11 protein-coding genes and 2 pseudogenes are annotated in these 11,765 nt (G+C 58.7%); 7 read left to right on the top strand and 6 right to left on the bottom strand.

The features are described from left to right. Positions 1-117 precede the first annotated feature (117 nt). The 4 genes from PMI18_RS05030 to PMI18_RS05010 form a co-directional block, all read right to left on the bottom strand. Positions 118-1,191, bottom strand: a complete 1,074-nt coding sequence (locus tag PMI18_RS05030) for an NAD(P)/FAD-dependent oxidoreductase (RefSeq protein ID WP_007905738.1) — start codon at positions 1,189-1,191, stop codon at positions 118-120. 519 nt (positions 1,192-1,710) lie between these two features. Beyond that, the gene (locus PMI18_RS05025) at positions 1,711-2,307 is read right to left on the bottom strand and encodes an eCIS core domain-containing protein (RefSeq protein WP_007905740.1); all 597 of its coding nucleotides are present in this window, start codon (positions 2,305-2,307) and stop codon (positions 1,711-1,713) included. 91 nt (positions 2,308-2,398) lie between these two features. After that, the gene (locus PMI18_RS05020; RefSeq protein WP_338009753.1) at positions 2,399-3,094 is read right to left on the bottom strand and encodes a tRNA (adenine(22)-N(1))-methyltransferase; all 696 of its coding nucleotides are present in this window, start codon (positions 3,092-3,094) and stop codon (positions 2,399-2,401) included. A gap of 478 nt (positions 3,095-3,572) precedes the next feature. After that, positions 3,573-4,022, bottom strand: a complete 450-nt coding sequence (locus tag PMI18_RS05010) for a GFA family protein (protein WP_007905743.1) — start codon at positions 4,020-4,022, stop codon at positions 3,573-3,575. A gap of 103 nt (positions 4,023-4,125) precedes the next feature. On the opposite strand from PMI18_RS05010, the gene PMI18_RS05005 reads away from it, so the two are divergent. Next, positions 4,126-5,073, top strand: coding sequence for a LysR family transcriptional regulator (locus PMI18_RS05005; protein WP_007905744.1), 948 nt, complete (start codon positions 4,126-4,128; stop codon positions 5,071-5,073). On the opposite strand, the pseudogene PMI18_RS30730 reads toward PMI18_RS05005, so the two are convergent. Continuing rightward, positions 5,001-5,213 (bottom strand): annotated as a pseudogene (locus PMI18_RS30730) (hypothetical protein); the annotation flags it as partial. The gene PMI18_RS05005 and the pseudogene PMI18_RS30730 sit on opposite strands and share 73 nt — an antisense overlap. A 121-nt stretch (positions 5,214-5,334) precedes the next feature. Here PMI18_RS30730 and PMI18_RS05000 point away from each other — a divergent pair. From PMI18_RS05000 to PMI18_RS04985, 4 genes are all read left to right on the top strand, one after another. After that, positions 5,335-6,330 carry an MBL fold metallo-hydrolase gene (locus tag PMI18_RS05000; protein ID WP_007905751.1) on the top strand — a complete coding sequence of 332 codons (996 nt, stop codon included), beginning with the start codon at positions 5,335-5,337 and terminating at the stop codon, positions 6,328-6,330. Positions 6,331-6,483: 153 nt separating this feature from the next. After that, the gene (locus PMI18_RS04995; protein ID WP_007905752.1) at positions 6,484-7,395 is read left to right on the top strand and encodes a LysR family transcriptional regulator; all 912 of its coding nucleotides are present in this window, start codon (positions 6,484-6,486) and stop codon (positions 7,393-7,395) included. Between the two features lie 184 nt (positions 7,396-7,579). Further along, complete coding sequence (locus tag PMI18_RS04990; protein WP_007905753.1) at positions 7,580-8,533, top strand: alpha/beta fold hydrolase; 954 nt, start codon at positions 7,580-7,582, stop codon at positions 8,531-8,533. Positions 8,534-8,672: 139 nt separating this feature from the next. Beyond that, the gene (locus PMI18_RS04985; RefSeq protein WP_007905754.1) at positions 8,673-9,476 is read left to right on the top strand and encodes an alpha/beta fold hydrolase; all 804 of its coding nucleotides are present in this window, start codon (positions 8,673-8,675) and stop codon (positions 9,474-9,476) included. Positions 9,477-9,484: 8 nt separating this feature from the next. On the opposite strand, the gene PMI18_RS04980 is transcribed toward PMI18_RS04985, so the two are convergent. Beyond that, on the bottom strand, positions 9,485-10,414 hold the full coding sequence (locus PMI18_RS04980) for a LysR family transcriptional regulator (protein ID WP_007905755.1): 930 nt from the start codon (positions 10,412-10,414) through the stop codon (positions 9,485-9,487). Between the two features lie 155 nt (positions 10,415-10,569). On the opposite strand from PMI18_RS04980, the gene PMI18_RS04975 reads away from it, so the two are divergent. Both PMI18_RS04975 and PMI18_RS04970 read left to right on the top strand, forming a co-directional pair. Beyond that, the gene (locus PMI18_RS04975) at positions 10,570-11,328 is read left to right on the top strand and encodes a sulfite exporter TauE/SafE family protein (RefSeq protein WP_007905756.1); all 759 of its coding nucleotides are present in this window, start codon (positions 10,570-10,572) and stop codon (positions 11,326-11,328) included. A 208-nt stretch (positions 11,329-11,536) separates the two neighbouring features. Next, positions 11,537-11,765, top strand: a pseudogene (locus PMI18_RS04970) (phage infection protein); the annotation flags it as partial.

Raw genomic sequence — 11,765 nt, forward strand, 5'->3', positions numbered from 1 at the left:
CCCTCTTCCCGCGTGGACATTTGCACTAAAAGTTTTGAGTACGATTTTCGCGGCAGTGTATTGGTCAGCGGTTCGAATGTCTGCTCCTGGCCGATTGCTGCCTCACAAGAGGATCCCCTACGCTTGGAAGAATCGATCGGGCCGGCATGGGCAAAGGGCACTGGACGCCTTGTCATCGATGATCTCCTCGCTGGCAAGGCGTCCCACTACCGCCGCCAAAGTAATTCCAGGGTGCATTGCACAAACATAGACGCCGCCCACTTTTGGTAGATAACCGATGACGGGGATGCCATCGGCAGGCATGGGCCTAAGTCCGACACAAGCCCATTCCGGATCTATGGAAACAACACCATGGAGTTCGTTCTGGATTGTCTTGGCAGTTCGAAGCGCTATCGCTGCCGGCTGATTTTCCATGGCGTCGTCCAGGTAATCTTCTGCCGCCAGCAACGCACCATCCGAACTTTGCCTCACTTCCATTTCAGGGCTGGAGATGAGGGTGTGCACGAGGTTGGGTTGTGACTTGTAACGGATGAAAATGGCAGGCGAGGCCTCTATTGGCAGGGACACTTCAAGCATGTCTGTCAGCTTCGTGATGCCTGTCCCGGCTGCCAATACGACAATATCGGCATCGATGATGCCTATTGTTGTTTCGACTCCGGTCACCTTTGCACTCTGGGTTACAAAACCGAGCACTCGCGTCTGAGTGAGAATTTTCGCCCCATATGCCTCGGCACCTGCGATTAACGCATGCGAAACTGCCACTGCATCCAGCGCCCCTTCTTCAGTCGCATATAAAGCAGACTGAGGAGGGTTCTTGAGATTTGGTTCAAGGTCGAGAATCTGCGATCGAGACACCAGGCTCGCCGAAGCTTGGCTACCTGAGATCGGCAGCGCTCCACTCGCCATCACGCTGTAAGACAAGGCACCGGTCCATCGTATCTTCAGACCAGGCAGCTGCGTTTCGAGTCGGCGATACTCCTTGATTGCAGAACCGCGCAGTTGCGCAATTGGGTCAGGTTCGGGGTGTGAGGTATTGATCCAAGCGAATGAACTGCCAGTCACTCCCGAAGCTATACCTTCAGCCTCGACCAAGGTGACATTCGCGCCTTTACCTGCCAAGTGATACGCCAATGACGCGCCCACGATGCCTGCACCAATGACAACGACTCGTTTGCCCTGACCATTTCCCATATCAACCTCCGTTCTGTCGATGCGCCGATGGTACGACAGCTGGATGATTTCATGACATGAGAGCCTGATCGTTCAGGACGCTTTTTGAGTGTCTGCTTCTGGCCGGTTACAGCCCCTCGTGACAGGCAGCAATCGACCACAAAGCAGTCGGTGGACAGGCTGGTGGAAAACAGGTGGTGCCCTGCTACCCTCTTTACCATAGCCGGGCGTGCCGTCAACCCAGTCGCGTTTCCCCTCGATAGATCTCGCGCTTACCGCGACTAGAAACGCGACATGGCACGTCACCTGATAGTGGATAACGCCATGAAATTTCGATGCCCTCGCATAGAGGCGATACGCTTCCCTGGTTTATCGGTTTCGGGGGGTTCTAAAGCCCGCGACGGCTCGCAAAGAGCTTTGAAGAAGGCTCCATCGAGAGAGTCGATTGCGGCATCAATTGCCCGGGAACGTAAAGAGGTTCGGTTCATGCGGATGACTATGTGCATATCCATGCACACGTAAATTCGCCGTCGCTACTCTTCAGTAAGTCCCGCCCCGCACCCACCGTCTGACCTCAGCCTGTATGGCATAAGCCGGCGCCTCCACAGCATTGAAGTCTTGTGTATACCGCTGGGCAAATCCTTCTACCCCCCATTCCTGATACTGCTGCACATGCTTTAGTTCGTGAGCCCAGAGCGCGATGTTCTGTTCTGCGGTTTGAGCGTCCCGGAAGAGGATGATGTCGATCAGCGTCACGGCTCCGACATCGGGGTTTTGCAGCATGGCAGTGGCGGCGTTGAATTGGCCGTTGTCGCTAACTTTGTAGTGCGCGGCATCGAGGACGCTGGGGTCGTACCAGCGCAGCAGTTGCTCGCGGATGTTCGGTGGAATGGGTTGGATACCGCCGTTGGCTGCTTCAGCGCGGGCTTGGGTCAGCCACAGCGCGAGGGCAGGTGCCGCGATCTGGTAGATGCCATCAGGCAGGGGACCGAGCACCTGCCCCACGTCAGGCAGGCAGATGCAGCTGTCCAGGCACACTTGTTTCTCGCCGGCTGGGCAGGCGTTGGTCTGGGCTGGCACTTCAAGCGTCAGGCAAAGAACAAACAGCGCCACCAGGCGCGTGGTGATGGGCGGCATTGGGCGCTCCAGGGACGGACGCAGCACGAACAGTGGGTCGCATAGCTTTAGCGTAGTCCTGAACCAAGCGCTCCCAAGATAATCGCAGTGCTCAAGCCAGCAGCTCGGTGATCCACCGGGCTTGTCGGGTGAGGTCTTGCACCTTCTCTTCCGGCACGGCCTGCCGCGCCCGGGCGAAGTCGGTCAGGGTCTTCTGCTTCTGGCGCAGCATGCGCTGCCACTTGGACAGGAACGCCGGGCTGCGTGCCTGCATCTGCAGCGGGCCGAAGTACAGCTCCTCGGCGGTGTACATCACCGGCCCGGAGCGCTCGGCGACGAGGATTTCGTAGTAGAAACGGTTTTCCCGCAACACTTCCTCGCAGAAGATGCGGTAGCCATTTTCCATCAGCCATTGGCGCAGTGGCTGCTCGCCGCCGTTGGGCTGCAGGATCAGGCGCTCCTGGCCGTTCAGCCGCGCCTTGCCGCTGTCGAGAATGTCACGGATCGTCTCGCCGCCCATGCCGCAGATGCTGATCGCCGTGATCCCGTCTCCCGGCTCGATCGCCGCCAGGCCATTGGCCAGACGCACGGTGATCTGCTGGTCCAGGCCGTTCTCGCGCACGGTGCGTTCGGCCGAGCGGAATGGCGTCAATGCCACCTCGCCGGCCACCGCCGCCGCGATGGCGCCACGGCGCATCAACGCCACCGGCAGGTAGCCGTGATCCGAGCCGATATCGGCCAGGCGCGCACCTGCTGGTACATGCGCCGCCACGCGCTCCAGGCGCATGGACAATGTCTGTTCGTTCAACTGCAGTTCCTGTTCACCACGAAAGTCCGGCACCTTTGGCATTGGTGCGGGCGGCCCATCATGCTAGGAGAGAGAGGCAGGGTAAAGTGCCGGTGTGGGTTGTGTGATTGACTTTCGTGTCGTCGTGCCTTGGGGAAGACAGGATAATCGAACGTGTCTTGTCTGATGCCAGGAAGCAGTAGCGATTCAAGGCATGACTCGCAAGGTTACTTGCGTCACCCATAACGCGCTGAAGACAAGTAATGCATACCTCTACCTGGAGGCCTATGACCTGTTCGTGGAAACCGCCGATACTTCAACGCTCATAGTCCAGATCAACACGCTCAGGGCGGCGGAACAACGTATGAAGATGAGTACATCCATTTCTATTGGGACACGACTGTATAAGGGCTACTTTGGTTCGATTTCAGTCGGTCGTGACAGGCAACAATCGGCCCCATAGCGGCCGGCCAGATTCGTCTATGAAACCAGAGTCGATTCAGGAACTACACTGGCGTGCTTGCAGCGCTTGGGCGAAGGCCTCTGGTGTCGGGCTTTCCGGCCAGCTTGGGGTACCCTCGGCCAGCTGCAGCCAGGGCTGCATTCGCTTCACCCAAATGTGCGCAATGGGCTCGATTGCAGCGCTGTTGTGCAGGGTCCCGGCGCGTAATACCAGCATGCCGGGAGCTGCGCTGGTGGTGTTATAGATACGCGTATGGCACTGGGCGCAGAGCCGATGATGGCTGGCCGGGTGCGCGCCTTCGTAGCGATAGTCGCTTAACTCGCCAGTGATCTGCAGAGCATCCTCAGGCAATAGCGCGTGCAGGCCAAACGCACTGCCGCTGGTTGTCTGGCAATCCAGGCAATGGCAGGCATAGCTCGGTGGCAGGTTATCCGTAGCAACAACGTAGCTCACCGCGCCACAATGGCATCCACCCATAATCTTCATGCAATCCCCTTTTGTATGCGTTAGTCACTGTTGCTGTGCAGCATGACGTTGGCGCGGGGTGAAACCAACTCCCTAAAGTTGCTGTGCCGCTAGTAGGAAATGTATGAACCCACTCACCCTGCATTGGGAAAATCAACGCGCATTCCTCGCAGTTCTGCGCACTGGAAGCTTGTCCGGTGCCGCGCGCATGCTGGGTATCGCCCAAGCCACGGCGCGCCGTCGCATCGAGGCACTGGAAAGCAGCGTGGGCGTCAATCTGTTTACCCGCTCCCCCGCTGGCTTGATTCCCACGGAAACAGCCCGTGAGCTGATCGCCCATGTGGAGAGCATGGCGCTGGCCGCCGAAGCCTTCAACCGCGCAGCTTCAGCCGAAGCGATAGCCGGTGGGGGTACGGTGCGAATCACCAGCAGCGACTTGCTGGGCATCGAAGTGCTGCCGCAGTTGCTTCAACCCATCGGCCGTGCCCATCCTCAGTTGACCTTTGAACTGAGCGTCAACAACCGTCTTGAAGCCCTGGCCCGCCAGGAAGCGGACATTGCCATTCGCACTCACCGCCCTACAGAGGCAGACGTGATAACCCGCCGTGTTGGTGCCTTGCAGATTGGGCTGTACGCGACCCAGGAGTTGCTTGATCGGTATGGCACACCCACCAGCCTGGAAAGCTTGGCGCGCCTGCCCATGATCGGCCCCGACCGTAACCTCGCCGACATCCAGACCCTCAGTGCGCGAGGCTTTCCCTTTGCGCAGCAGCACTTCCAACTGCGCAGCGACAACCACCTCGCTCAGCAGGCCGCCCTGCGCGCAGGCATCGGTATAGGTGTGTGCCCGAGCCAGCTGGCGGCGCGCGACGGGTTGACCCGCGTGCTGCCCGATGCGCTGGATTTTGCCGTGGATGTATGGATTGCCACGCATCGCGACCTGCGGCGCATACCACGCATCCAGCAGGTCTACGACGCGTTAGCCGCAGCGCTGGAGGCCTATTTGGATGAGCGGGTTTCGTTGCCGGCTGCCGCCATCAGCGACGCTTCCAGAAAACCGATCAGCGCCTGAATACGGCTGCTGCGGTTTTTCCGCGAGGGCACCAGCAAGGTGATGGGTGCGCTGTCGAATTGCCAGTCCGCCATCACACGCACCAGAGTGCCTTTGGCAATCGCATCCGTTACGTCCCACTGCGACCGCAGTACCAACCCTACCAAAGCCATCAGCCATAGCGATGGCTCGTATAAGGGCGAGCACAGTTCATTACGCAATGCGCTTTAACTACCTTTGTTCCAGCGATCACCAATGGTCGCACTAGCATAGGTACTCATCATGCGTAACCACGCGCGGCTCTATCTCGCGGCCACACTGACAGCCGCCCTGTTCACAGGTGCAATCTATTCGCTGTCTTCCACTGCTGGGCAAGCACCACAGACATCGAACGTAGATGCTGCATCGACATATAAACCCGCACTCGCAGGAATCTACGCCTTCAACCTCGGCAAGTTCCGCATCACCGCCCTGAGCGACGGGACGCTGCCACTGGATCTGCATCCGCTGCTTAGAGGCATCAGTCCAAAGCAGATCGACGCACTGCTGCAACGCGGGTTTGCTCGCAACCCGCTGGAGATATCGATCAATGCCTACCTCGTCGATACGGGTTCACACGTGGTGCTGGTCGATACCGGCGCTGGTGAGTTGTTCGGTAGCGTTGGCGGAAAGCTACCCGAAAGCTTGGCTGCCGCGGGTTACCAGCCGGCACAGATCAGCGATGTGCTGATTACCCACATCCATACCGATCACTCCGGCGGCCTGGCACGCAGCGGGCAAATGATGTTTCCCAATGCGACCATCCACGTCGGCCAAGCCGATGTCGACTTCTTTCTGGATCCCGCCAACCTGGAAAAGGGGCTGAAACCGGCGCATCTGGAAGAGGCATTGAAGACAGTTGGCCCTTACCAGCGTGCAGGCAAGCTGAAGCCCTTCGCCACCCAGTCAGAAATCCTTCCGGGTATCACCGCCATTCCCACACCGGGACATACCCCGGGCCACAGCTTCTTTCGGGTCGTAAGCGAAGGCGAGAGTATCGATTTCTGGGGCGACATCATGCATGTCGGCCTCATCCAGTTCTCGCGCCCAGAGGTGACTATCACCTTCGACGTCAACCAGAACGCTGCTCGCGCCCAGCGGCTAGAACAATTCGAGACCGCCGCGAGTGAACAGCGTTTGTCAGCGGTCGCTCACTTACCATTTCCAGGGATAGGCCACATCCGGCGCGAAGCCGGCAGGTATGAGTGGGTACCCGCCCAATACCGCAATCGCGACTAATGCGGCAGGCCTGGGCCGCAACTAACCAGGACGAAATACAGTGCGAAATGGCTCCCCGGTTACGACGGGGCCAGAGGCTATACAACTCGGTACTTTGTTTGTTTTCATTCCCCACAGACAGGCTTGCTTGATAGCGCTGACCGAGGAATGGTGATGAATTACACGGATATCGATGGGTCGCTGCTACTTGCATTAAAAGCGCTGCTTGAAGAGCGCAATGTCACACGAGCGGCGGCCCAGTTAGGGATCAGCCAACCCGCCTTATCTGCGCGCCTGGTACGTCTGCGCGACATCCTGGAGGACCCCTTGTTCGTCCCAGCGACAAACGGCCGAGGTGTTGTGCCAACCCCTCGTGCAGAGGCTCTCGAGCAGGAGCTGCTGCATGTACTTGAGGGGCTCAAGCGACTGGTCAGCCAGCCTGAGCTGTTTGATCCAGCCACCACTACACGCACCTTTGTCGTCGCCCTTTTCGAAACCCCTGCTGCGGTACTCATTCCCGAGCTCTGTGCGAATTTTGCACGTGAGGCTCCCAATGCGCGTTTGGCCTGTATTTATCCGCCACGCGATGTGTACGAGAAGCTTGAGCAAGGACAGATCGATCTATTGATCACCGTGCCGGATGGCCTGCCTGGAGACCTCATGCAGCGCCCGCTTTGGGAAGACGGATTTCGAACTGCGCAACGCAAGGGACACCCCCGCGGCACCGGGCCTTTCGATATTGAAAGCTTCTGCTCCCTCAACCACGTCCTTGTCTCTACACAAGGGGGGCGTTTCGCAGGCATGGTAGATGAAGCACTCCTCGAGCAAGGCTACTCGCGCAATGTGATGTATTCGGTTCAAAACTACTCCCACGTTCCCCTGGTTCTTTCCACTACGGATGCAGTGTGCACGCTGCCCTCTCGCTTTCTGAGCCAATACTCTGATCGTCTGGACCTCTTCGAACCTCCGCTCGGGTTATCTGCACTGCGTCTGGTGTTGGCATGGCATGCTCGTACCCATAAGGATGCCGGCCACCAATGGCTGCGCCAACAGCTCTATCGAAGCGCCCAACTGGAGCCGAATTGAACTCGCCGTGCTGGATAGACCGCCTGAGAGGATCACCTGAGATTTAGCCATTCTCGAAGCCATCGGCCTGGGCTATGGCAGCTATCAAGGTTACGGCAGTTCTCGGGCCTTCTGTCCCTCCTTACTCTCCAAGACACGATCACTACGGTCGTGACAGGTCACCCGACTCTCTTGGAGATATACGATGAACACCCTGAATCGCACTCTGGCATTGGCAACCCTGGCTCTCGCTACTCTTTCCGCCGAGGCCTCGCAGCCCAATAAAGCTGGCACCAGCGCATCCGCTGTCGGCAGCATCGTCCAGTCTGCCAGCTACGTCACGACCAAAGACGGCGTACAGCTCTATTACAAAGACTGGGGGCCACGAGACGGCCACGTGGTCGTATTCAGCCACGGCTGGCCGCTGAACTCGGACAGCTGGGAAGCGCAGATGCTGTTCCTCGCTGACAAAGGCTACCGCGTTGTCGCCCATGACCGTCGTGGCCACGGCCGTTCCAGCCAGCCCTGGGAAGGCAACGACATGGATCACTATGCCGACGATCTGGCAGCCGTACTTGAAGCACTGAAGCTGGAAGACGTCACCCTGGTCGGCTTCTCCACCGGTGGCGGAGAAGTGGCTCGCTATATCGGCCGCCACGGCACCAGTCGCGTCAAGAAAGCGGTTCTGGTGGCAGCCGTTCCACCGCTGATGTTACAGACCGAAAGCAACCCCAACGGCCTGCCTATAAAAGTGTTCGATGACCTGCGCAAGGCCTCACTGGAAAATCGCTCGCAGCTCTACCTTGATATCGCTTCCGGCCCTTTCTTCGGTTTCAACCGTGAAGGCGCCACCCCGTCTCAGGGCTTAATTCAGTCGTTCTGGGTCCAGGGTATGCAGGCTGGCCACAAGAACACTTACGACTCCATCGCAGCATTCTCAGCTACCGATTTCCGTGAGGATCTACGGAAATTCGATGTGCCAACCTTGGTAATCCACGGTGGCGACGACCAGATCGTGCCTGTGGACACCTCAGCCAAGACCTCGGCAGCACTGATAAAGGGAGCCGAACTGATTGTGTATCCCGGTGCGCCACACGGGCTCGCCGACACTCACAAGCAGCGCCTTAATCAGGATCTGTTGGACTTCCTGCAGAAATAAGCCCACCGCCCCCGGACCCATCCTCCTCATGTGCTGCCCAGATGGCTGCAAGCCAATCAACGCCCCCATAACCATGGGCCGCACATGAGCGTTACCCCTGAAGCAGCGTTACCAACCCAATCCACGAAAGGAAATCATCATGCGTAATTTCAAGTCTCTCTTGACCACCACCATCACCACTGCATTGGCTCTGGCATCACTCAATAATTTAGCCGCCGCGCAAGCCACAACCGCCAAGCCCACCGTAGTGCTTGTGCATGGCGCATTCGCCGAATCGTCCAGCTGGAATGGCGTTGCCGCTCAGTTGTTGAGTCAGGGTTACCCAGTCATTGCCGCAGCAAACCCGCTGCGCGGAGTGAAGAATGACGCGGATTATGTTGCCGACATCGTCGAGCAAACCGCCGGTCCGGTGATCCTCGTTGGTCACTCCTACGGCGGGGCCGTGATTTCCAACGCAGGCTACGACAACTCCAGGATCAAGGCGCTTGTTTACGTCGCAGCCTTCGCACCGGACAAAGGCGAAACAGCCATCGAGCTGTCCAGCCGCTACCCTGGTGGCACCCTTGGCCCGACCTTGGCAGCTCCGGTGCTGCTGGACGACGGCAATAAGGATCTCTACATACAGCAGGACAAATTCGGTCAGCAGTTTGCCGCTGACGTTCCTGCTGCTGAGTCCGCGCTGATGGCCGCAACCCAACGTCCGATCAGCGAGTTTGCATTGACCGAGGCGTCTGGCGACCCGGCCTGGAAGAAACGACCGTCCTGGTTCATCTACGGTTCGGCGGACAAGAACATTCCCGAGGCCGCGCTGAAGTTTATGGCCGAGCGAGCTGGCTCGAAAAAAACTGTCACCGTCCCGGGAGCCTCCCATGTGGTGATGATGTCCAACCCGGAGAAAGTTGCAGCGCTGATCATTGAAGCAGCGCAAGCGACAGCTCGGTAAACAGCCGCCTAAAGCGTCACCGCATGCTTTCGACTAAGGCTGTCACCAAAACCACGGATCACCTCCAACAATGACTTCACCCGCAGCGGCAGATTCCCGGCCGGGTACACCGCGTGCATCTGCGGGCTCTCACCGCCGCTGGAGGTGAGTTTGTACTCGGGACAGACCCGCAGCAGGCGCCCCGCGTCCACTTCGGGCTCCGCCATCCAGTCCGCCAGTCGGGCGATGCCGAGGCCCGCCAGGGTCGCCTGGAACACTGCCGAACCGGAATTGAAGCGAAACTTGGGATCAGCCCGAAAGCTGATGGCCTGCGCCTCACTGCGAAAATTCCACTCCTTGAGAATCCGCGGTGCCGTGTGCAGGATCAGCGAGTGCGCCTCCAGCGCTTCGATGGAGTCGGGCGTCCCGCGCCGCTCCAGGTACCCGGGGCTGGCGTACAGGTAACGTGAATAACTCCAGAGTGGAAAGCCGATCAGATCACTGGATTGCGGATACCCGCCACGAATCGAGAAATCCAGTTTGCTCTTGGCCGGGTCGATGGTTTCATCGGTGAAAATCCCATCGACGTTCACGTCTGGATAACGCTCACCGTACTGCGCGATCAACCGGGGCAATACCCCGTGCCCGAGAAACTCGGGGGCGGAAAAGCGGACCCAGCCGTAGGCCTGGCCGCTGATGCCGGCCAGGTCTTCATCCGCCTCACGTTGCAGATCCAGCATTTTGTAGGCGTGGGGCAACAAGCGTTCACCCGCCTCGGTCAAGCTCACGGCATTGGAGGAACGATTGAACAACTTGGCCCCGACACTTTCCTCCAGGGCTTGAACGGCGCGGGTCAGCGCGCTGGGGGAGCGCCCCAGAGTACGTGCCGCCGCGACGAAGCTGCGCTTGCGAGCCACCGTCGCAAAGGCTTCAAGTTCCCCCAACATATTCAATGCCATGCGCCACCTCGTTGCACTTTTCACAACGTGGTATTGCAACACATTAAAAGCCCTTCCGTTAACCTTCCTGCTCAAGGACGCAGGCAAGCCGATGCGATGAAACACGTAGAAGCCGCCGGACGCTCACCCCCCCTTTAACGTCAGAGCCTGATTTCATGGTCGATATTGTCATCCTTTGCGTGTTCGCCTTCGCCGCTGGCCTGATCGATGCGGCGGTGGGCGGCGGCGGACTGATCCAGATACCCGCGTTGTTCAACGTGCTGCCCTCGGCACAACCGGCGGCGCTACTGGGTACCAACAAGGTCGCGGCGGCTTGCGGCACCGCATTCGCGGCCCGGTCCTTCGTGCACAAGGTGGTGATCGACTGGGGTCTGGTGATCCCCGCCGCCTGTTCGGCCTTTGTCATGGCCTTCTTCGGAGCGGCCACGGTGTCGTCCGTGCCCCAGTCGATGATCCGGCCGGCGGTGCTGGTACTGATCGTGCTGATGGCGATCTACACCTTCTGGAAAAAAGACTTCGGCGCCCTGCACAAACCCATGCGCATCGGTACCAAGGAGAAACTGCTGGCGATCGTCATCGGCGGTGCCATCGGCTTCTACGACGGATTGTTCGGTCCCGGAACTGGCAGTTTCCTGATCTTCCTGTTTATCCGCTGCTTCGCCTTCGACTTCCTTCATGCCTCGGCGTCGGCCAAGCTGGTGAACATCGCGACCAACGTAGCGGCGCTGATATTCTTCATTCCGACGGGTAACGTGCTCTACCTGATCGCAATCCCCATGGCGGCATTCAACATCCTGGGCGCGCTGACCGGCACGTGGCTGGCGGTTCATAAAGGCGTGCCCTTTGTCCGGACTCTGTTCCTGGTGTTGCTGGTGATCCTGATCAGCAAGCTGTCCTACGACCTGTTCGTGTAAACCTGAAGGAAAACTACATGCATCCCGCGATCTGAGGACGTGTGCGCTCATGGCGCCGGTTTGTCCGGCATGGACGGGGCACTTGCCCACGACCTTTCAACCATTGCTGGCATCGATAGTCACCATCACGTCAATGAAGTTCTCATAAAAAATCCTCGGCGTAACATCCGCTCCATACCCAACCAATAACACCCCGGAGCACACCATCATGAAACGCCAAATCATCCTCAGTATCGCTTTCTCGGTTTTTGCAGTTAACGCTTTTGCCGCGTCTTCTACTCACCCGGTTGTCGCTGAAGGCGGCTCGGATCGTCTGATCGAAAACCGCATCGCAGAAGGTGGTTCGGATCGTCTGATCGAAAACCGCGTTGCCGAAGGTGGTTCGGATCGTCTGATCGAGAACCGCGTTGCCGAAGGTGGTTCGGATCGTCTGATCG

The organism is Pseudomonas sp. GM102, assembly GCF_000282555.1.
Classification (GTDB): Bacteria; Pseudomonadota; Gammaproteobacteria; order Pseudomonadales; family Pseudomonadaceae; genus Aquipseudomonas.